Here is a 21711-nt window from a genome sequence, read left to right on the forward strand (position 1 = left end):
GGAGAAGTATATTGCAGGAGAAAAGCGCCTGTAACAGTAAGACATGATTGGGAGGATTGGAATATGGCAAAGTTTGAGTATATGCAGCGGGCATTTTCTTCTGAACTGAAGCCCAGAGCGCGGCTTGTGCTGCAAGTCCTGGTTCTGCATTGCAACAAAGAGGGCGAGTGCTTCCCCTCTATCAAGACCATAGCCGCCAAGTGCGGCTATGGGGTGTCCACCGTAAAGCGGGCGCTGGATGAATTGGTGAAGGCGGGATATATCGTCAAGCAGGCCCGGTTTGACGAGCGTAAGAACGGCGGCCAGACCAGCAACCTCTATACCTTATGCTCTGACTTGCCCTGCCCTGACGAGCCGGAAAACGCCCCTGTGCCGGAAGATGATGCGTCTGATGAATCCCCGGCAGTGCAGCCGGAAAGCGCCCCTGCGGATGCCTGTAATGCCCCTGATCCCACACCTGGGGAGCAGTCTGCCACTTTGCCGACAACGGATTCCTACTCCTTTGCAGATGGCTTTGAAACAAAGATCGGGCGGCAGAATTGCCGCCCGATTCGCATGTGGACTGGGGGGCAGTCCATTTTTATACCCCCTTGAACCGTACAGGTGAACAGATACTTACGGATGAAGAAAAAAGTAAAAGGTTCAATCTTCGATTGTTACATTGATTTGTCCTGCGCTTTCTGTTGTAATGCCAATGTGGTACAGGAAACGAGAAGAAAGGCCGGTAAAAGATTCCGTTTCATTTTTGCCAACACTTAACTCCCTAATGGATTCATCGAGTTCTTCACCAGAATACAAATATACCGTGACTTCGCTTTGACTATTGTTGGTTACAGAAATTTCTTCTTTGTTGGTGGTCATGGCGTCTGGAACCATAAACAGTTCGCCGTTATCAATGTACTCGGATATTTGAATAGTCCCATCAGCACTCAAATCATGGTGTTCGATGTTTTCAAATGCGTCCGGGGACGCTACACGGTCAATATATATTTTAACCGCTGCTACGCCAGCGCCCATTAAACACAATGCTAAAATGGCGGCTATGAGAGCAACAGTCCATTTGCGCTTAAAATGTCGGGAAGTTGTTTGAGAATTGTACGAAAGCGCTTCATCAATGTATTTGGTGTCAAGTTCGCTCATAGCGTCGGAAAACTTCTTTGCGTTCATACGAATACCTCTCTTTCTATCAGATATTGTTTCATTTTCTCTCGGATACGGGTCAGCCGGACGGAGATGTTTTTCTCCGAAAGCCCTACAAACTCGGCTATGTCTTTGTAGCTGTCGGCAAACCAATAGCGGCGCATGAAGATAACGCGGTTTTCGAGTGTCAGCGTGTCCAAAAATTCTCCAATGATACGAGTTAATTCTCTGACTTCGATTTCATCTTCTACGGTTTTCTGGTCTGCGATATAGCCCTCGATTTCCTCTAAGGCAATTTTGTAGTGACCGCTCCGTTTGGCTGCTTCCTTTCTCCAATAGATTTTGAGTGAAATGTTCCGAACGATTTTCACGATATAGGACAACAGCGGATTCGGCCTTGTCGGGGGAATGGCGTTCCACACACCTAAGTAAGCGTCATTGACACATTCCTCCGCGTCTTGTCTGCTATTCACAATGTTATATGAGAGATTGTGGCAGATTTTTCCGTATTTAATGTCCAGTTCCCGTATGCCTTGCTCTGATCGTTCAAAAAACATTTCTATGATTTTTTCATCGTCTATCATCTCACCGCCTCCTTTCCGACTTCACCTATATACTACGGTTTTAGCAGCAAAAACTACATCAATCTCAAAATTTTTTCGAAAAAAATTATACCACTATACCACACTTTTTGTAATGTTGCCGGCGGCGGCTCGCCAGCGTTTCTGTTCCGCTAATGTGGTCTTTTATTCCTCTCTCAATTCAAGATTCGATTTACACAATGTTTTGCGTGGATGCGAAAATGGGGGATAATATAGGGAAAGATAAACGGCAGGAGCCATTTGGCGCCTGCCGTCATTTTCCTTGATTCAGCCGTGCGATAAGACCAAGCAATATAATTAAATCATCATCTGATAATGTCCTGATGCCATCCAACGCCTTTCTGACAAGCTGTGGGGTATTTTCGGTAGCGTCAAAAAATTGCAGGGGCGTTATTTCAAAATATTCGCAGATATTTAAGAATTGCTTCATGGAAGGCAATGCTCGGCCGGAGGAAATAGCCTGGATGTAGCCACGGTTTTGTCCCAGTTCCAAGCTCAACTGGTATTCAGAAATGCCTTTTTTCAACCGCAGCTCCGTGATCCGATTGCGGATAAATTCTTCGTCCATAAGTTCACCTCTCTGATTGTTAGCATATCAGAAAGGTTCCCTGGATATTGAATATTATTTGTGTTATAATTTGGCTTATGATTTCGTTTGCGCCTTATTAAATGAGTTATTTTTGCTTTCTATGTGTTGACCGCTATTAGAACAGGAGGAAACCGCATGAATGAATGCGTTTGTGCTATTACTGGACACCGGCCAAGCCGGTTCAAGTTCAAATACAGTGAAGATTATGCCCTTTGTAAGAAGATCAAAGCCAGTATGCTGGAGGTGTTCCGAAAGCTACATGATGAAAAGGAAGTCCGGCGCTTTTATGTTGGCGGCGCCCTGGGTGTGGATATGTGGGCGGCTGAACAAATCCTTCGTCTGAAGGAACAGCCTGGATACGAAGATATTGAATTGGTTGTGGCCCTGCCGTTTGTCGGCCATGATGCCAAGTGGGATCAGCGCAGCAAGCGCCGGATGGAGTTTATCCTGCAACATTGCAGCAAAAAAGAAGTCATCGGAAACGAAGATTGCCGTGAGAGCTATATCAAGAGAAATTGCTACATGGTGGATCAGGCCAACTACCTGGTGGCAGTTTATGACGATGCGCGGAATCTGCGATCCGGGACAATGCAGTGTGTCTGGTATGCAAGGAAAAAGCAAGTTCCGGTAATTTTGATTCATCCAGATACCTCAATGGTAACATATAATTCTTAATCATTTTCATATTAACTCCACACATCTCTGATATAATAAGCGGTGGAGGTGAAGGATATGGCAATCTTACTGATTGTAGAAGATGATATTGCTACGAATGAAGCAATTTGTGAATACATGGGAGCTGCGGGTCACACGGTTCTTTCAGCTTTTGATGGAGAGCAAGGGCTTGCAATGGCGAAAAGTAATCGGGTGGACTTGGTGATCCTGGACATTATGCTGCCTAAAGTGACAGGCATAGACGTTCTAAAAGAATTGCGAAAAGACAGTTCCCTTCCCGTTCTGATGCTGACTGCGCTGGATGATGAAGGTACACAAGCCGCCAGCTTTGACGAGGAAGCCGATGATTATATTTCCAAGCCTTTTTCCATGCTTTTATTAGGAAAACGGGTGACAGCTCTGCTTCGGAGATGCGGGAAAAATCAAGAATTAAAGCAGATGCAGTTTGGCGATGTCATGGTAGATTTTAGCGGCTATACCGCTTCAGATACGGATGGCCGGATTGATATTACCCCAAAGGAGATTGATCTGCTGAAATTACTGTGCGAACACAAGGGGATGGTTTTAAGCAGGACACAAATTTTGGACGATTTATGGGGATATGATGCGCCGATTATTGACCGAACTATTGATACCTATATTAAAAATCTGAGGAAGAAACTACGGCTTGACTGTATTGTCACAGTTAAGGGCGTAGGGTATAAGTACGAGGAAATGCCATGAAGAAGCTGAAATTATTCCCGAAAATTTTTCTCTATACCTTTCTGGTCATGCTGCTGGTGACGCTGGCTTCTCATCTGTTCCTGTATATGTTCGCGCCCCAAATGCAGATCAATGCCAGCCGATTTTTGGAAAATGGCGTGATGATGGAAACCACGCTTAATACAGAGTGGATTATTCAAGACGCGATCTTCAAGGCGTTGCCCATTTCCTTAGCCTGCTCTGTACTTGTTTCTCTTGTATGCTCCCTGATTTTTTCCAGAGCGATGGCTGTTCCAATCAAGCAGATTTCTATAACCACAGAACAGATGGAACAACTGGATAAAACAGCCCGATGCCCGGTAAACTCCAGTGATGAAATCGGTGTGCTGGCCTGTAATGTCAATTCCCTGTATGCCAGTCTGCTTTCTACGATTGAAAACTTAGAGGAAGAAAAGAAAAAAGTCGGGGAGGCGGAGCAGTCTAAAATTGATTTTCTCCGGGCGGCCTCTCATGAACTAAAAACTCCTGTCACCGCACTTCATGCTATTTTGGAAAATATGCTGTTAGGAATCGGAAAATATAAGGACCGGGATACCTATTTAGTTCAATGCAAAGAAATAGCAGAGCAGCTTTCCAGTATGATACAAGAAGTATTGGAAACCTCTCGATTGGATTTTACCCAGGACGTACAAATATCGGAACCCTTTGATTTGTCCGATACCCTTCCAACACTGTGTGAACCTTATAAACTCATTGCTAAAGCCAATCAAATAGATTTTTCTGTGGAAATCCATGAGGGTTGCCCCCTTGATCTGCCAAAAAGAAATTTAGAGAAGATTCTGGCCAATTTGCTTTCCAATGCGGTTTCCTACACCAAGCCTGGAAGCAAGGTTTCGGTCGTCCTTTATGCAGACCGTATAATGATTGAAAACGAGTGTACACCGATTCCTCAAGAAGCTCTTTCTCACCTGTTTGAGCCTTTTTACCGTCCTGATTTTGCCCGTAACCGTCAAGATGGCGGAAATGGCTTAGGGCTATATATTGTGAGCACTTTGTCGAAGGCTATGGGGCTTTCCTATACCTTCGAGCCAATGGCTTCTCCGCAGGGAATGCGGTTTCTGTTATTCTTTACAAAATAGAATTTCTGCCTCCGTTTCATATTGGTTCCATATGGTTGTGATATTCTTTCGGTGTTGCAACGGGTAACTATATTGAAACGGAGGTTTTATTATGAATTTTATCAGCCGTGCGTGGCTGTACATCATCCGTAAAAAAGGGAAAAGCATTTTGCTCTTTATTATCCTGCTGGTGATGGCTACTTTTGTATTGACAGCTTTAGCGCTTGGAAATGCATCTAATGCTGCCCAAATGGAACTGCGGAAAAGTCTTGGTGGAAGTTTTCTGATTGGATTCGACTATACAGAAAACAACCCGTATTTGAAAGTAGAGAGTGTGGATGGAGGAACGCTTGTCTATTCAACACAACAAATCAGCCCGGAACTGGTAGAGCAGGTACGCAGTATTGATGGCGTGAACTATTGCAGCGCCACAACAGAAAGTTTGGCAGTCCTTCCTTCATTGGATTTATTTGCCGGAAATATTCCGATTGAAGAAGAATTTCGAAACTCATCAAAAATTCTCGGCACATGGAAAAGCGAAGAACTTTCGCGTTTTACTTCTGGGCAGCTTGCCCTGACAGAAGGCCGCCACATTATGCCGGGGGACAAAAATAAGGGGTTGATAAGTAAAGATTTAGCGGACAAAAATGGCTTAAAAATTGGCGATGTGATTCAGACAGATAAGGGCGTAGAGATTGAGATTGTAGGACTGTTTGTACCGAAAGAAATCGAAGGAATTAACGATCAAGTAACGACCTATGATAAAATACAAAATCTAATTATCAGCGATCTGGCTACCCGGATTGCCAATGAAAATAGTCCAGCCACGCAAGGGTTTAATGAGCTGACAGTATCCGTAGACGATCCGCAGAACATGGAGAATATCATTACTAAAGTGAAGGAAATCAAGGGCGTGGATTGGAAGGGATTTGCTATTATGGTTGACAATGAGGGTTATGAAAACGCTGCTTTTTCTTTACAGCAATTATCAGAACTGGTTTCAACAATTCTTATTGTTGTACTGATTGTAAGCGTTGTGATTCTCTCTCTCATTCTTACGTTATGGTCCAGAACCCGTGTCCATGAAACTGGCATACTGCTTTCATTGGGAATACGCAAGCTGTCTATTTTAGGACAATATATCGCAGAGGTGCTAATCATAGCGGTACTTGCATTTTCCCTTTCCTATTTTTCTTCCAACGCCATAGCAGGTCAAATGGGAACGATTTTACAGCCTGAACAATCTGCGGCAAATGTCCAAGTTGAAGAAGATGGTATATCTGCTGGAAGTCGTGGGGAGGCTGGCACCGATATGGGAACCCAGGAAATAGAAATGCCCCAATTACAGGTTACAGTGCAGATCCAAGACATGGGCGTGCTGTTCCTGATAGGACTTGGAATTGTAACAGTATCTGCCGGAATTTCTTCTATTTCCGTTATGAGGCTGAAGCCCCGTGAAATTTTGTCAAAAATGAGTTAAGAAAGGCGGTATCCTTATGAAAAGAATATTCCAGATTTTTTCCGTTGTTTTTCTCTTTTGCTTGCTTTTTACGGGGTGTACTTCCGAGGACCATAAAGAGCCAGACAATACGCAAGATCAATCTGGAGCACCTATCATAGACTATGAAATGCCGGATAAGGCAAATGACTATGACTTTGATATTGAATTTGTGCCAGAAGGCTAATAGGGGGTGCGAGGATGGAAATTTTGAATCTACATGATGTGACATACTCTTATGACAAGAAGAAAAATATACTGAAAGGAATTAGCATACAAATGGAAACCGGGAAAATGTATGCAATCCTTGGTCCTTCCGGGTGTGGTAAAACAACACTACTTTCATTACTTGGTGGATTGGACAGCCCAAGCAGCGGCAAGATTTTATTTGATGGCAAAGATATTGAAAAGGTGGGGTTGGGGAATCATCGCAAGAACTATGTTTCCTTTATTTTTCAAGGCTACAATTTGATTGACTATATGACTCCGCAGGAAAATGTCCGGCTGACAGCAAAACAGCCTGCTCTCCCATTTCTGGAACGGCTGGGACTTAGCAAAGACGAAGCGAAGCGGAATGTGTTGAAACTCTCCGGCGGCCAGCAGCAGCGGGTGGCCATTGCCAGGGCGTTGGCCAGCAAAGCGCCTATTATTCTCGCTGATGAACCAACAGGTAACTTAGATGAAGATACTGCACAGGACATCGCGGAAATTCTCAAAGAGAGCGCACACAAAACGAATAAGTGCGTTGTGGTGGTAACGCACTCCAATGAATTAGCAAAACAGGCTGATATAGTGCTGAGGTTGATGCGCGGAAAATTGCAGATGGAGCAACTTTATTAACACACCTATGCAGACTGCATATGACATTAAAAGCAGGTTATTAGCAAGAATGACAGTACAAAGCAATGAACAAAACATGGATATTGTGTCCAGTTAGAAAATCAAAAATAAGAGCACAAAATTGGTAAGGCTCCATTTGCATAATCTGTATCTGTATTTCTATTAAGTGAAGTCGAGATATATGTTTTTCTACCTCATTCCCACTGGAGGTGAGCAGCATGGGAGAAATCATAGTTATTCGGACTTCCGATCCTGACGGAAGTATCTTTCGCTCTATCCTGGGAGCCTTACAGGGAAAAGATGTTCAGATTCTCCATGCTGCTAACCTTAATCCTTCTGCCCTGACTCTGGGAGATATTCAGATATTCCCAGAGCAGCGGCGGGTCACGAAGGCCGGTGTGGAGATCTGCCTGAACTACGGAGAGTTCTCTATCCTTTACTGCATGGCCCGCTGCCCTGGTCGTGTATTCAGCCGGGAGCAGCTCTACAATGTGGCCTGGGGTGAGGACTATGAATTAGGCACTAACACCGTGGACAATACGATCTGGCGCCTGCGGAACAAGCTGGAGCCTGACCCAAAGCACCCCACCTACATCAAGACCGTCTTTCGGGTGGGATATAAAATTGAAAAATAGCATACCAAAAGCGTCGGACGCAGAATGTGCCTTTGTGTCCGGCGCTATTTTTTCTTATGCCTGCCCCATCGGGAAGTTTGGCAGTTCTTCCAGCAGTTTCAAAATAAGGTGCTGCATCATATCTTCGTCAACGGTCAGCTCGTCCTACCATCCCAACGACCAACGCCGAAAAGCCTTGATTCCCGTGGTCTTTTTGCCCCCTAAATGCGTAGAGAGTAGAGTGCTACAATCACTATCTGTCGCAAAATTTTGAAATCTACCCCATAACCAGTAAAATACCATTGGAATGTATATTGACAAAAATGAGAATTGGACGTATACCAAATACATACCAAGCGAATGAATAAAGGTCGAAGGTGATTTTCCAATGGCGAGAAATAAATATCCCGAAGTAACCGTTGAGAAGATATTAGAAGTATCGCAACGGTTGTTCATGGAAAAGGGGTATGACAATACAACTATTCAAGATATTGTAAATGAACTCGGTGGATTGACTAAAGGTGCTATTTATCATCACTTCAAGTCAAAAGAGGAAATTATTGAAGCATTAGGGGAAAAACTATTTTTTGACAATAATCCGTTTGTTACTGTACAAAGGCAAAAGCACTTAAACGGGTTACAGAAAATGCGTGAGGTCATCAAGTTAAACCATGCAGATATTGGTAGGACAGAACTTGGAAAACAAAGTATTCCCCTTTTGAAAAATCCTCGTCTGTTGGCAGAACTTGCTGATACAAATAGGAGATTGATCGCCCCTCTTTGGCTCCAGCTTATTCAAGAAGGAATAGAGGACGGTTCTATCCAGACAGACTACGCAAAAGAACTTTCAGAACTCTTGCCGTTGCTTACAAACTTTTGGTTGATTCCATCGGTCTATCCCGCAACACATGAGGAACTGCTGTCAAAGTTTGCTTTTATCAAGTATTTGTTGGACAGTATGAATCTACCGATCATTGACGATGAAATCTTCGGAATGGTGAAGAACTACCTTGAACATCTAAATGTAAGTGAGTAAATAAAATTGCCTTGTAAAAGGCAGTTTTATTTACAAACAATACATACATTCATAAGGTATTATTTTCAGGAATATACATACCGTCTTAATGTATGAAAGGAGATTGTTATGTCTAATGTAGATCAAAAAATCGAAAATGCTGCAAACAAAATTGAAAGAGCTGCAAATAAGGCATGGAAAAAGCGTTCATTCCGCATTGTATCAAAGTCTATATCTGCTGCGGCAGAAATTGGGCTGATGATAGGAGCTGCACATTTATCTGAAAAAGGCTATAAATCAGCAGCTACCTGTTTGTTTGGTTTAGGCGCGGTAGGACTTGTTTGTGATTTGCTCTTTAACAGGAAATAGGAGGATACTAATTTATGATACGTTATTTGAAACAATACAAACTCTTGCTGTTCCTTACCGTGTTATTTACTGCGATCAGCTCTCTATCTTATGTGTTTATCGCTATCTTATTGCAACAGGTTATGGATATTGTAGATATGGGCGATATAGACGGCTTCATCAGAATACTACTCTTTTCTTTAGCCTACTTTGCGCTTATGGGAGTATTCATGTACCTACAATCCTTTTTCAGCAAAAAATTTATCTGCAAGATTATGAAAGCAGTCCGCTCCAAAACCTTTATGGGAATTGAGAAGCACACGATTGAGGATTACGCTAAAAACCATACCGCAGACTATTTATCTGCAATTACGAATGATGTAAAAATGATTGAGGACAATTTTTTGCTTCCTCTCCTACAAGTCATTCAATACACTATTATTTTTATAGCATCCCTTGCTGTAATGATTTACTTTGACATTATCGTTACGGTATGCGTAATTATTGCAATCGCCATTATGCTTATAGTACCCAGTCTGTTTGGCGGGCTGCTCTCAAAACGACAGGACAAATATTCTGATATGCTATCCGTTTTTACAAACCATGTAAAAGATCTGTTATCCGGTTTTGAAGTTATCAAGTCCTACCGAATGAAAAACTATGTTCTTTCACGATTTGAAGCAAGTAACGAGGACACGATAAAAGCAAAATATTCCGTTGACAAAGCGATTGCCGCAAATGAAGCGGTTTCTATGGTACTTGCGCTTCTTGTTCAGGTTGTTGTTGTTTTTCTTTCGGCATACTTCATTATCATTGGACGTATCAGCGCAGGAGCGTTATTAGGCATGGTGCAGGTAAGCAGTAACCTTGCCAATCCCCTTTTAATTATTTTTAGTAATATCCCCAAAATTAAAAGCATAAAGCCGATTGCACAAAAGCTAAATCAACTTTCAGATTACGAGAAACAAGACGCAAGTACGAAAAAATCTCCTACCTTCAATGATGCAATTTGTGTAGAGAATTTGCACTTTTCTTATGATAAAGAAAATGAAGTCATAGGCGGTATTTCACTATCCATTGAAAAAGGTAAAAAATATGCTTTTGTCGGTAAAAGTGGTTGCGGAAAATCTACGCTTATTAAGTTAATTGCCGGATATTATTCCGATTTCACAGGTAATGTACTATATGACGCAGACAGTCTATCAATCTTGGATATTGATAAAATAACTGCCCTGTCGTCGATCATTCATCAGAATGTCTATATGTTCGATGAAAGTATTTTCGATAATATTTGCTTGCATGAAGATTACAGCGAAAAAGAATTACAGTCTGCTTTATCTGATAGTGGTTTATCAAGTTTTATCAAGCAAGTACCAAATGGCCTTGAATATCATGTCGGAGAAAATGGCGCTAATCTTTCCGGTGGCCAGAAGCAAAGAATTGCCGTAGCAAGGGCTTTAATCCGTAAAAAACCACTCTTGATCTTAGACGAGGGAACTTCTGCAATAGATATGCAGACTGCGTATGACATTGAAAGCAGGTTATTAGCAATATCTGATTTAACGCTGCTTACAATCACGCACAATATGAGCAAAGACATTCTTGAACTCTATGACGAGATTATTTTTATGGCAGAAGGAAAAATCGTTGAGCATGGTACATTTGAAGCTCTCATTGCAAAACACGCTGCATTTTATGATTTCTACCAACTGAAAAAATAAGTAGTTAAGGAGTGAGCCGCTACTGGTTTGCCCTACGGCGACTTTGAGAAATCGAGGACGTTGCTTTCTTTGCCCAGCACAGGATCGGCGGCCCAGGGAGGAAATCGTATGCAAGAGATTATAGTCATCCGTACTTCTGACCCAGACGGAAGTATCTTTCGCTCCATCCTGGGAGCCTTACAGGGAAAAGATGTTCAGATTCTCCATGCTACTGATCTGAAACCCTCCGGCCTGACTTTGGGTGATATTGAGATATTTCCAGAGCAGCGGCGGGTCACGAAAGCCGGTGTGGAGATCTGCCTGAACTACGGAGAGTTCTCTATCCTTTACTGCTTGGCCCGCTACCCTGGGCGTGTATTCAGCCGGGAGCAGCTCTACAATGCGGCCTGGGGCGAGGACTATGAATTAGGCACCAACACGGTGGACAACACGATCTGGCGCCTGCGGAGCAAGCTGGAGCCTGACCCAAAGCACCCCACCTACATCAAGACTGTTTTTCGGGTAGGATACAAAATCGAAAAATAGCATAGCAAAGCGCCGGGCGCGGAGGGCTTCTGCGTCCGGTGCTATTTTCTGCCATTATAAAAAACTAAAATGCGAAGAAAAAAGGAAATTTTACATTTCTCGATGAAGTCCTGATGATTTCTCCAAGATAAACTCTTACTGTGACAGTCTACCCATCCCCTGGGGAAAAGTGAGGTGAGGCCAATGAGGGGCTGCAAAAACAGAATCATACATAATCAGTGCATACGGCGGTCTTTATCCTATGGATAAGGGCCGCCTTTCTTTATGCTATCGACAAATTCCGAGGGAAACCGTCAAGGTTCCCCAAATTTAGAACTTACAATTAAAAATTATCAGCAAGGGCGGCAGCGTAGAACTGCCATGTTGATGGAAGAAAGGGGATGATGCCAGCCGCCTGTGTGCCGTCCGCATAATAGCGGGCAAGGAGTAGCAATGCTATGGACGATGCCATCCGCAGCATTGAGAAGTTGCTTTTTGTCCCATATCAACGACACACGGCTTTCAATGGACAAATTTCAACAGGCGTTGGCAGGCGTTTTTGTACGCGGGAGTTTTCCCCCAGTGGGGACAAACCCCCGCCTGCCGGTGCTGCCTGCCCTATTGGACTTCTCAATGCACATATTCAGAAAGCGGCTGATTTTGTATTCCGATACAAAGTCGGCCGCTTTTATTTAAGGCTCCCTGAACAAAGAGTTAGGGGGCCGCCACCTCCGATTTGTTTTCCACAAAAAAACAAATCGGAGGTAACAGAAGTGCAAAATTATCGCAAAAGCGACTATGCGATAAACAAAAACAGCCCAAATATCGTTTATCGCTTTCATAACGAAATCATAGAAATCACACTGGAGGATTATCTGAAGGAGAATCCTGACAAAACGGAACATGACTTTGCAGAGCTGAAAGCCCTGTCCGATCAAATCTACTATGAGCAGGATCGGGCAGAGAGCGCCCAGACCCGCAAGGATGTTTCCATTCACGGTTTGGAGGAAACGGAGCATTGCGCCACTCGCGCACTGGATGAAGAATGGGAAGAACGAGTTGTTGACATACAGAACCGCAAGTATGCCTGGAAAGCCCTGGAGCAGCTTTTTACAGTGGGCGCTTTGACCGAGGTTCAGAAACGGCGATTCCGGCTTCATGTTTTTCAGGGACTCTCTACCCGGCAAATTGGTCGCATGGAAGGGACAAGCCACCAAGCCGTTGCCAAGTCCATAAACCTGGCAATTGCCAAACTAAAAAAATATTTTGCGGCACAGGGCTGACATCCCTGCGGTTTCAGGACGATAGGTGAAAGATATTCTTTCGAGTGTTTTCCTTTCGCCTGTTCCTTACAACCACATACTCATTCATCAGTAACTTCCCCCTTGTCAGTGCGATGAACAAAAGCCGAATCAGGGGTCGCGCCATGATATACGGACATGGTGAACAGATTCCACCTGATTATCATAAGCGGAAAATCTGTTTGCAGAGGCGTTCCGCATATTTCAGTGTTTGATAGGCTCCGCCGTAATCCCGCCACACCATAGCAATCAGGCAGTCCGCCCGGTCTACCATCCAGCGGTTGCAGGCGGTGATTGCCTTTTTGTAGTGGATGTCCGCAAGCTCAATGGGGATCAGGATTTCGTCAAAGTTACTTTCATAGTATTCCTTATCCGTGTTTAGCCGCTGCTCCATGTAGGGCAGCACCAGAACCAGAGAGATTGCCTTGTCCGGGTGTCGGTGTTTTAGAGTACGAACCGCGCTGGCGCAAAGGGCGTCAAACTCTCCCTTACCGCCCACATAGCAGGTCATTTCCTGTTCCGCTTCCAGCAGCCTCTCCAATATCTCCACCACCCGCGACTGGCCAAGGCCAAAGACTTCTCTGTGTCCCGCAAAAGTACAAACCACCATATCTATTTCCCCACTTTAAAAAGTTTATTTAACAAGCCAACCCATCACAGAAAATTTGCAAAACTTAAAGCACACAAATTTTGAATTTATATAGTTTATTATATATCTGTGCCGTGTACTTTACAATAAAGGAGGAATAATATTAGGCGACGTACTGCGAGGGAAAATAGATGGAATTAGATTACAAAGAGATTGGGAAGCGCGTGAAGATCGCAAGAATAAGGGCCGATCTGACGCAGGAAGCATTGGCGGAAAAGGCCGGGCTGTCCATTACCCACATGAGCAACATTGAAAACGGTCATTCCAAGTTGAGCTTACCGATGGCGGTTGCGCTGGCAAACGTCCTGTCTGTTTCGGTGGATGAATTTCTGTGCGACAGCGTGATCCATTCCAAGGAAGTTTTCTCCCATGAGGTTCAAATGCTTTTGGAGGATTGCGACGACTACGAGATACGCATACTCACCGATCTGCTAAAAGCAGCCAAAGACACGATCCGCAGGGATATGAAGCTGAAACAGCAGGAATAGCGCAGGCAGTCACGATTGACCGTACTGCGCTACTCTTTTCTTACAATGCAAAGCGCCGGACGCGCGGGCTGTATGCCTCTGCGTCCGGCGCTTTGTTTCGGGGATATTTCTACACATTTGGTTTCCGTTCCTACCTGGATTAGATAAATTCATTCAACCATCCAGACAACCGAGCCGGAGAAGTCAGATACGGCAGGGCTAACAGTGAAGAAAACCGCATCATCCCAGCCCAAACAAACTGTCAATAACAACAGGCTGAAGTGTAACCATAATCACAAACAAATACACTGTGAAAAATAACAGTTCATTGCAATGCTTAATTGCAGTGGTGTAAAACCTTTTGCGAACCGCTTTTGAAACTTCTTTACTTTGTTTTACAAAAAATTCACAAAGTAAAAATAAAATGCTCTTGTACTTTTTATAAGACTGTAGTATTATAATATCAACGATGATACTACTACAGTCTTATTACTTGCGTAGAAAGAGGATGATTTTATGGAAATCAAACTGTTCGATTCTGAATTGAAAGTAATGGATGTGCTTTGGAGAGAAGGCGATCAGCCCGCAAAGTATGTTGCGAAAACATTGACGGATGAACTGGGCTGGAATGTTAATACAACTTACACCCTGATTAAGCGGTGTATCAAAAAAGGAGCGATTGAGCGAACCGAACCCAACTTTATGTGCCATGCGTTGATTCCAAAGAAGGACGTGCAAGAAGCAGAAACAAACGAACTTATCAACAAAATTTATGACGGTTCGGCTGATAAACTGTTTGCGGCTTTATTAAGCCGGAAAAAACTGTCTGCCGAGCAGATCGACAAATTGAAAAAGATTGTCGGTGATTTGGAATGAGGTGATGAGTATGAGCCTGCTGCATATGAGTTTTGCTGGCGCAGTAATGATTTTAGCAGTTACAGTCATTCGCGCCTTAGTCATTTATCGAGTACCTAAAAAGACTTTTATGGTACTTTGGGGAATTACACTTGCACGATTACTCATTCCATTTTCTGCCCCTTCTGCGTTCAGTATATATACGTTTTTTGGGGAAAAAGAGCCGAACATAAGCAATGTAGGAGATACGGCAGTTACCACTTTGGGTCCGGCCATTCAAGAAGGACAAATGACTACTGCCCCCAATTATATTTCCCACTCTGAAGTCGCTGTTCCTATTTGGCCAATCATCTGGGCAATCGGAGCACTAATATGTGCGGTTGTTTTCTCGATAACCTACTGGAAATGTTATAAAGAATTTCAAACATCTTTGCCGATAGACAATGATTTTACACGTAATTGGTTAAGCAGCCATCACATTAAGCGTTCTATTCAAATTCGACAATCCGAATTGGTGTCAGCACCACTCACTTTTGGTATCCTTCGGCCGGTGATCTTGATGCCCAAAACAACAGACTGGAACGATGAAAAGACACTGCAATATGTTTTAGCACATGAGTTCGTGCATATACGAAGATTCGATACCATAACAAAGCTAATTCTGCTGATTGCTCTTTGTGTGCATTGGTTTAACCCTTTTGTGTGGGTAATGTATGTTCTTGCTAATCGAGATATTGAATTATCCTGCGATGAAACCGTTCTCCACTTGTTTGGAGAAAACACAAAAGCCTCTTATGCACGAACTTTGATTGGTATGGAAGAAATAAAAAGCGGAATTACCCCTTTATGCAATAATTTTAGTAAAAATGCCCTTGAAGAAAGGATGACAGCAATTATGAAAACCAAAAAAAGAACCATCTTCTCTATCGCTCTGGCAGCATTGATTGTTGTTGGAACCACTACCGCCTTTGCGACTTCCGCAAAGGTAGAATCCAGCAAAGATAACTCCACAACTCTCCTTGCAGGAATTGAAAGCACATATACCAAAGATGGAAAAACCTACTATGTCCTTGGAGATGGCAGCATGATGGAAGAATCTGAATATCTGAAAAAGTATCCTGTGCCGGAAGTAGAATGGTGGACGTATGAGGAATACAAAGAATGGCTTGAAAACGAGAAAAAAGAACTCCAAAGCATACTCGGAGCAACAGGAACTGGAAACGGTAAGAAAATTGTTTGGACACAGGAAAAGATTGATGAAACCATCGCCATGTATGAGGAAATGCTGCAGGATATTAAGAATGGCGTGAAGTATTCCAAAACGGTGGATGGTCAAGAGGACGTTCTGCTCGCTATGAATCCAGGTCCAATTGACACAACCGTTGAGGTCTCAATGGATATTAATTCGACGGAATCGGATGAGCTAACACAGAAAAAAATGTTGGATTTATATGGAGATTATGGCATCTCATTTGATGAAAGCGGAAATATGTTGTTTCAAGGCGATTTGGTCAGATTGTTCTGGGATGGTGTAGACGCTGGCGACGGTGCATCTTCTGTCCTCTGCCAATATTACAACGAAAAGGGCACGGTAGATGTCCACACCGTCCGTTCTGTAATCGATAATGGCGACGGTAGCGTCGATCCTTTCGGTAAACTTATCAAAATTGAAAAGGATAGCCAGGAGGTGTTTGATAGTCGGGATATGGACGACTATCTGTCCGATGGACCATCCACCACCACGGCTTCGGGCTTTTCCAACTCCAATGATGGAACAAGTTTCGCAGAAGTGATGAAAAAATACGCAGAATTTGGAATCCGGTATGAGAGTGGCGACGGATTGGGGAATATCTATTATAACAATCAACTGGTGAAAACATTTATAGATAAAAACAAACAGGGCGATGTGTTCACCTTATCTTCGGAAGATGGCGGAGAAATCGTAGTTCATACGGTCTATGATAAAAAGGGAAATTTAACTGGTGTTGAAATTGAATGAATTTCTCATGATGTTCATTTTGAAGTAAGTAGTTAAATGCAGATAGCAAAGTCGGCCGAGCCACTCACCGGTCAAGATGAACGGGCTGCGCCCGCCGTTGACAGCCCCGTCTGTCTTTGCTGGTGAGCAGACAAGGGGCGACAGCAAGGAGTGCTGCCGCCCTTCTTTTCTACCTAATTGGAGGTAAACAGTATGGAAGAACTAATCGTCATTCGTACTTCCGACCCGGATGGAAGTATATTTCACTCCATCATAGAAGCCTTACAGAGTAAGAATGTTCAAATCCTTCATGCTGCTGACCTGGAGCCTTCCGTTCTGACTCTGGGCGATATTATGATATTTCCAGAGCAGCGTCGGGTAATGAAGCAAGATATAGAGATCCACCTGAACTATGGAGAGTTCTCCATCCTCTATTGTATGGCCCGTTACCCTGGACGCGTATTCAGCCGGGAGCAGCTCTATAATGCGGCCTGGGGCGAGGACTGCGAATTAGGCACCAATACCGTGGACAACACGATCTGGCGCCTGCGGGGCAAGTTGGAGTCTGATCCAAAACATCCAATCTATATTAAGACTGTTTTCCGGGTTGGTTATAAAATCGAAAGATAGCATACAAGAAAATGCCGGACACAACAGTGCCCGGTACTTTTCTCAACAGAGGCATATTCGGCTATTACATAAGTTTGAGATTTGAAAACATTTTATTGCTTAATATATTTCTTTTTCTCTGTAAACATAATTCCTTGAATACATACAGTTACCTGCAAAACAGGCTTTTCTATAAAAAATGGGGCTGTTGCAAAACAGACTCAATAAAAAAATGAGATAGACTTCCCCGGAAGGGGTTGCCTATCTCATTTTTTGTTGTAATCTGAAACTGTCATGAAACAAATACAACAAGAAAAGTATAACAGAAAGGCATGGCAGTATCAACAGTTAGCACTGCCCATTGCGCAAAATATTGAGATAGCGGAAGATGAACCCGTATTTGTAGCCAACGCCCAGCTTGAGGAACTGGATTACAGGGAACTGTACAAAGCGTATTCACCCATCGGGAGAAAATCGGCAGCAGAACCACGGATCATGTTCAAGCTATTGGTGTACGGGTATATGTGCGGGATCTACTCCACGCGAAAGCTGGAGGAAGCCTGCCGGAAGAACATCGATTTCATCTGGCTTTTGCAGGGAGAGCGAGCGCCGGATCACTGCTCTATTGCCCGGTTCCGCAGCGGGAAGGCCCGGGACGCCATTGAGGGATTGTTCTACCAGTATGTGAGAAGGCTGGCGAAAGAGGAAGAGATCCAGTACGAAGAAGTATTCATCGACGGGACCAAGATAGAGAGCATGGCCAACCGGTATACCTTTGTGTGGCGAAAGAGTGTGGAAAAGCAGCTGGCCAAGGTAAAGGAGAAGGCAAAAGAGCTGTTCCGGCAATACGGAGGGAACGGAAACCTGACCGCCGGCAAGCTGCGGCGTCTTGCCCAAAGCCTTGTGCCGGAAGGAGGGGAAATGGTCCGGGGTACAGGGAGACGGAAACCGTCCTGGCAGCGGCAGTATGAGGAGCTGGAGCAGCTGCTGGAGAGGTGGGACCGCTATGAGGCCCAGCTGTTTGAGATGGGCTGCCGGCGCAACAGCTTGTCCAAAACCGACAAAGACGCCACCTTCATGCGGATGAAGGAGGACCATATGGGCAACGGACAACTGAAGCCCGCCTACAATGTGCAGCTGGCGGTAAACAGCGAATACATTACCGGGGTGGCGGCCTTCTCCCACTGCACAGACAGCGGCACTCTGATCCCATTTCTGGAGCATATCCAGCGGATGCAGGGCAGAAGCTACCGGGACATTGTAGCGGATGCCGGCTACGAAAGCGTGGGCAATTATCTGTACCTGGACCGCAAGGACCAGGGATGCTATATAAAGCCTGCCAACTACGAAGTACGAAAGACCAAAAAGTACTCGCAGCAGATCTGGCGGCTGGAGAATATGCAGTATCTGGAACGGGAAGATTGTTTCCTCTGTGCCGCAGGAAGAAAGCTGACACTGCGCCGAAGCTGCTCCCGAAAAGAAAAGGGCATGGTCACCACCATGGACTATTACCGCTGCGAGGGGTGCGGCGGTTGTCCTTTGCGGGAGCAGTGCACCACCTCCCGGGATCCGGCTTTCTGCAAAGAGGTAAAGGTCTGCCGGGAGTTTGCCCAGTTCCGGGACCAGGCTCTCCGGCAGCTGAGCACCCCGCGGGGAACACTTCTTCGGATGAACCGCTCCATCCAGGTGGAGGGGGCCTTTGGCGTACTGAAAAGCAACCGCCGGTTCAAACGGTTCCTCATGCGGGGCAAGACCAATATCTCACTGGAACTGTTCCTGCTCTGCCTGGCCTTTGACCTGAAAAAGTACTGGGCCAAACTGCAACAGGGACGGCTGAAAAGTCATCTTTTTCCCCTGAAAAAAGAATAGATTTTTCCACAACCGGAAAATGCAAAAAACTGGACCTCTCCTCACCCGAGAAGCCCAGCTTTGCTGTACCATTTTTTCCTTTTGGTGACAAACTTTTTTACAATTTGTTCTCCAAAATACTGCACAGAACCACTTTTCCACAGAAAACGGGGCTGTTGCTCCACTTTCGTTTTGCAACAGCCCCATTATATAAATATTTTCCGTGGTCGTAAAACACTTACTGTTCCATGTTAGCGTTGAGGCTTACCTTAACACCATTAGCATCAAAAATCTCTACTTCAACTCCATCTTCCGGTTGCAAAGGAGTGACTTCTCCGTTTGCCACAGCCTGCCTGAATTCATCAGGAATTTCAAGCGGAACCTTTGACATACTGGTAATCATATCGGAAAAAGAGACCTCCTCCTTGGCCTTGAGATCATATCCGTCGTTCGGATTGATGCTTTGAGCAAAGGGAATATCTGTTTGCGTTTCACCGGTGAGGAGCTCGTCACTGGAAGTTGTAGACACATCCTTGCCAGCAACAATTCCGTTGATCGTCTGCGGAGTATTACTTTGCGCCTCGGCAGCAAATGCGGACAGCGCAAAACTGCTTGCACCCAATACGCAAACAAGCGCAGTAGCGATCAGTTTTTTGGACTTATTTCCATTCAGCATAATGCAAATTCTCCTTTTCAGCTTTTCGCGCGAGGATGTAAAAGAAATCCCCGGCGTAGAGTTCAATTTGTGTTGAAATTTGGAATACGAAATCAAAAGGTATCCATAGTGTTTACGTTCCTCATGGTCAAGATTCTGAACTACCTGAGCATCACAGGATGTCTCGGCATAAAATTCAAAGTCTTTACAGAGCAGCCACACAATAGGGTTGACCCAGTGAATCGTCTGTATTACGACGCCCAGAAGTTTCCACCACAAATCACGGCGTTTAAAATGCACCAGTTCATGTTTCAGAATCATTTGTATATCCGCTGGCGGAAGTCCGTCAGCAGGTACTGCAATGATCGGCTTGAAAAAACCAATCATCACCGGACTTTGTACATATGGCGATACTCTGAGAATTGGTATTTGCCGGATTCCATATTCGCTTGCACAGTGATTTGCGATTCGCTGTAACTCACCACAAACAGGCTGTGTTTGCTTTTTGGATAGTCTCCTACGGAATCTTAACAATACAGCAATATACCATAATGCAAGAGCAGACATACCAACAGACCAAACAACTAAAATCTTTTCCTGTGTCTGAACATCCAAGCGAAAACCGCTCGTTCTCATGCTGTTGCTTTCATTGATGGAAGTATTCTGTTGGACTACTTCGTCTTTTGGAATAACGCTGCTAATGCCTTCCAAGTATTCGCCTGTTTGAAATGGTATATCTTTTGTTGCAGAAGAGATCGGCAAGACCTGATAAAATGGAATCAAGAACAACACCATGACAGCGATGCACCCAATATAGCGGAAACGCTCATTCACGCCGTTTTTTGCCCAAACGAGCAAAGTTTTGAAAAGCAGGTACACGCTGCTGGCAATTAAATTCAGAAAAAACAGAGTACTAAGCAAGTAAGTTACCATACAAATTCCTCCGTTATTACTGATTGTCCAACCATTCTTTCAAAGATTCACGATCTTCCTCTGACATCTGGGAGCCACCATAAAGTGCTGCGAAGAAATTCTTGATCGATCCACCATACAGTGTATCTAAGATTCGCTGTGCATTACTTTTATGATATTCCTCACACGTCTTGATCGGCCAATAATAAGGCACACGGCCCTCTCTTTTTGATGTGATTAAACCTTTTTGGGTTAAACGTGACAGAAATGTTGCTAATGTTTGAGCTTTCCAATCCTTATTGCGATATTCGGCAAAGTACGACAATATCTGTGAAGCAGACATGGGGGCTTCCGAGTTCCACAGCACCTCCATAATTTCGTATTCGGTATCTGATAGTTTTTGGGATCGATCCATAAACATTTCCTCCTTATCCAAAGTACGTCTACTTTGGATAAGTTAATTCTACTACAAGTTTGTAGAATAGTCAATAGTTCTACAGTGGTGTAGAAATAAATTTAAAACACACTTTTACATTTCAGGTGTTATTATTTAAACGACTATACAGTTCATACTACCGACTAAATAATTTCATGTTCATAAAATGTTTTTAATTGCACTATTGGAGTAGTGTTGACAACTCGAAACTATTGTGGTAGTATAATAACGTAAACTATTGCAATAGTTCAGAGAAAGGATTTGATTGTATGGCAATTAAGCTCTTTGATTCCGAGCTAAAAGTCATGGATGTGCTATGGAAAGAAGGTGACAAGACCGCAAAGCAAATTTCTGATATTCTCAAAGAGGAAATCGGCTGGAACATGAACACCACCTACACCGTGATCAAAAAGTGCATCGCGAAAGGTGCCATTGAGCGTAGCGAACCAAACTTCATGTGCCATGCGCTGATTGCAAAAGAGGTTGTGCAAGAGGCGGAGGCAGAGGAGCTGATTGGCAAGCTGTTTGACGGCTCCCCCGACAAACTGTTTGCCGCCTTGCTGGACAATCAAAAGCTATCCAAGGAGCAAATTGAAAATCTGCGCCGGATGGTGGCTGAATTGGAATAGGAGGTA

The 21711-nt window shown here is 44.1% G+C and carries 25 protein-coding genes; 19 read left to right on the plus strand and 6 right to left on the minus strand.

Annotated features, from left to right (window positions below; all coding sequences use genetic code 11):
- The first annotated feature begins 63 nt into the window (after positions 1–63).
- Positions 64–594 carry a helix-turn-helix domain-containing protein gene (locus H8S57_RS14065; RefSeq protein WP_186908668.1) on the plus strand — a complete coding sequence of 177 codons (531 nt, stop codon included), beginning with the start codon at positions 64–66 and terminating at the stop codon, positions 592–594.
- A 48-nt stretch (positions 595–642) separates the two neighbouring features.
- Here H8S57_RS14065 and H8S57_RS17450 read toward each other — a convergent pair whose 3' ends face one another.
- From H8S57_RS17450 to H8S57_RS14080, 3 genes are all read right to left on the minus strand, one after another.
- On the minus strand, positions 643–1167 hold the full coding sequence (locus H8S57_RS17450; protein WP_243204841.1) for a hypothetical protein: 525 nt from the start codon (positions 1165–1167) through the stop codon (positions 643–645).
- On the minus strand, positions 1164–1724 hold the full coding sequence (locus tag H8S57_RS14075; protein WP_186908669.1) for an RNA polymerase sigma factor: 561 nt from the start codon (positions 1722–1724) through the stop codon (positions 1164–1166). Before H8S57_RS14075 ends, H8S57_RS17450 begins: the two co-directional genes overlap by 4 nt.
- Positions 1725–1995: 271 nt before the next feature.
- Positions 1996–2310 carry a helix-turn-helix transcriptional regulator gene (locus H8S57_RS14080; protein WP_021632301.1) on the minus strand — a complete coding sequence of 105 codons (315 nt, stop codon included), beginning with the start codon at positions 2308–2310 and terminating at the stop codon, positions 1996–1998.
- A 156-nt stretch (positions 2311–2466) separates the two neighbouring features.
- On the opposite strand from H8S57_RS14080, the gene H8S57_RS14085 reads away from it, so the two are divergent.
- From H8S57_RS14085 to H8S57_RS17455, 12 genes are all read left to right on the plus strand, one after another.
- On the plus strand, positions 2467–3006 hold the full coding sequence (locus H8S57_RS14085) for an SLOG family protein (RefSeq protein ID WP_186908670.1): 540 nt from the start codon (positions 2467–2469) through the stop codon (positions 3004–3006).
- Between the two features lie 57 nt (positions 3007–3063).
- Positions 3064–3729, plus strand: a complete 666-nt coding sequence (locus H8S57_RS14090) for a response regulator transcription factor (RefSeq protein WP_186908671.1) — start codon at positions 3064–3066, stop codon at positions 3727–3729.
- On the plus strand, positions 3726–4847 hold the full coding sequence (locus tag H8S57_RS14095) for a sensor histidine kinase (protein WP_186908672.1): 1122 nt from the start codon (positions 3726–3728) through the stop codon (positions 4845–4847). Before H8S57_RS14090 ends, H8S57_RS14095 begins: the two co-directional genes overlap by 4 nt.
- A 91-nt stretch (positions 4848–4938) precedes the next feature.
- Complete coding sequence (locus tag H8S57_RS14100) at positions 4939–6306, plus strand: FtsX-like permease family protein (RefSeq protein ID WP_186908673.1); 1368 nt, start codon at positions 4939–4941, stop codon at positions 6304–6306.
- Positions 6307–6322: 16 nt separating this feature from the next.
- The gene (locus H8S57_RS14105; protein WP_186908674.1) at positions 6323–6511 is read left to right on the plus strand and encodes a hypothetical protein; all 189 of its coding nucleotides are present in this window, start codon (positions 6323–6325) and stop codon (positions 6509–6511) included.
- A 14-nt stretch (positions 6512–6525) separates the two neighbouring features.
- Positions 6526–7164: an ATP-binding cassette domain-containing protein gene (locus H8S57_RS14110; protein ID WP_186908675.1), complete on the plus strand. Its 639-nt coding sequence runs from the start codon at positions 6526–6528 to the stop codon at positions 7162–7164.
- Between the two features lie 218 nt (positions 7165–7382).
- Positions 7383–7799, plus strand: coding sequence for a winged helix-turn-helix domain-containing protein (locus H8S57_RS14115; protein ID WP_186908676.1), 417 nt, complete (start codon positions 7383–7385; stop codon positions 7797–7799).
- Between the two features lie 367 nt (positions 7800–8166).
- Positions 8167–8814, plus strand: coding sequence for a TetR/AcrR family transcriptional regulator (locus tag H8S57_RS14120; protein WP_186908677.1), 648 nt, complete (start codon positions 8167–8169; stop codon positions 8812–8814).
- Between the two features lie 108 nt (positions 8815–8922).
- Positions 8923–9162, plus strand: coding sequence for a hypothetical protein (locus tag H8S57_RS14125; protein WP_186908678.1), 240 nt, complete (start codon positions 8923–8925; stop codon positions 9160–9162).
- Positions 9163–9176: 14 nt separating this feature from the next.
- On the plus strand, positions 9177–10862 hold the full coding sequence (locus H8S57_RS14130; RefSeq protein ID WP_186908679.1) for an ABC transporter ATP-binding protein: 1686 nt from the start codon (positions 9177–9179) through the stop codon (positions 10860–10862).
- A 108-nt stretch (positions 10863–10970) separates the two neighbouring features.
- Positions 10971–11387: a winged helix-turn-helix domain-containing protein gene (locus tag H8S57_RS14135; protein ID WP_087377460.1), complete on the plus strand. Its 417-nt coding sequence runs from the start codon at positions 10971–10973 to the stop codon at positions 11385–11387.
- A 437-nt stretch (positions 11388–11824) separates the two neighbouring features.
- Positions 11825–12649, plus strand: a complete 825-nt coding sequence (locus tag H8S57_RS17455) for a hypothetical protein (RefSeq protein ID WP_242963988.1) — start codon at positions 11825–11827, stop codon at positions 12647–12649.
- Positions 12650–12830: 181 nt separating this feature from the next.
- On the opposite strand, the gene H8S57_RS14145 is transcribed toward H8S57_RS17455, so the two are convergent.
- Complete coding sequence (locus tag H8S57_RS14145) at positions 12831–13277, minus strand: DUF1273 domain-containing protein (RefSeq protein ID WP_186908680.1); 447 nt, start codon at positions 13275–13277, stop codon at positions 12831–12833.
- 170 nt (positions 13278–13447) lie between these two features.
- On the opposite strand from H8S57_RS14145, the gene H8S57_RS14150 reads away from it, so the two are divergent.
- From H8S57_RS14150 to H8S57_RS14170, 5 genes are all read left to right on the plus strand, one after another.
- Positions 13448–13804 (plus strand): helix-turn-helix domain-containing protein, encoded by a 357-nt coding sequence (locus H8S57_RS14150; RefSeq protein ID WP_071428872.1) that lies wholly within the window; start codon positions 13448–13450, stop codon positions 13802–13804.
- 495 nt (positions 13805–14299) lie between these two features.
- Positions 14300–14659 carry a BlaI/MecI/CopY family transcriptional regulator gene (locus H8S57_RS14155; protein WP_186908681.1) on the plus strand — a complete coding sequence of 120 codons (360 nt, stop codon included), beginning with the start codon at positions 14300–14302 and terminating at the stop codon, positions 14657–14659.
- A 10-nt stretch (positions 14660–14669) separates the two neighbouring features.
- The gene (locus H8S57_RS14160) at positions 14670–16637 is read left to right on the plus strand and encodes a M56 family metallopeptidase (RefSeq protein ID WP_186908682.1); all 1968 of its coding nucleotides are present in this window, start codon (positions 14670–14672) and stop codon (positions 16635–16637) included.
- A gap of 192 nt (positions 16638–16829) precedes the next feature.
- Positions 16830–17246, plus strand: a complete 417-nt coding sequence (locus tag H8S57_RS14165; protein ID WP_186908683.1) for a winged helix-turn-helix domain-containing protein — start codon at positions 16830–16832, stop codon at positions 17244–17246.
- Between the two features lie 273 nt (positions 17247–17519).
- Positions 17520–19094: an IS1182 family transposase gene (locus H8S57_RS14170; RefSeq protein ID WP_016147156.1), complete on the plus strand. Its 1575-nt coding sequence runs from the start codon at positions 17520–17522 to the stop codon at positions 19092–19094.
- A 217-nt stretch (positions 19095–19311) separates the two neighbouring features.
- Here H8S57_RS14170 and H8S57_RS14175 read toward each other — a convergent pair whose 3' ends face one another.
- Positions 19312–20661 carry a M56 family metallopeptidase gene (locus H8S57_RS14175; RefSeq protein WP_186908684.1) on the minus strand — a complete coding sequence of 450 codons (1350 nt, stop codon included), beginning with the start codon at positions 20659–20661 and terminating at the stop codon, positions 19312–19314.
- A 16-nt stretch (positions 20662–20677) separates the two neighbouring features.
- Positions 20678–21055 carry a BlaI/MecI/CopY family transcriptional regulator gene (locus H8S57_RS14180; protein ID WP_186908685.1) on the minus strand — a complete coding sequence of 126 codons (378 nt, stop codon included), beginning with the start codon at positions 21053–21055 and terminating at the stop codon, positions 20678–20680.
- Positions 21056–21345: 290 nt separating this feature from the next.
- Here H8S57_RS14180 and H8S57_RS14185 point away from each other — a divergent pair, with 290 nt between their 5' ends.
- On the plus strand, positions 21346–21705 hold the full coding sequence (locus H8S57_RS14185; RefSeq protein WP_006574436.1) for a BlaI/MecI/CopY family transcriptional regulator: 360 nt from the start codon (positions 21346–21348) through the stop codon (positions 21703–21705).
- Positions 21706–21711: the final 6 nt, after the last annotated feature.

This window comes from Lawsonibacter hominis, from assembly GCF_014287895.1.
GTDB classification, from domain to species: domain Bacteria; phylum Bacillota; class Clostridia; order Oscillospirales; family Oscillospiraceae; genus Lawsonibacter_A; species Lawsonibacter_A hominis.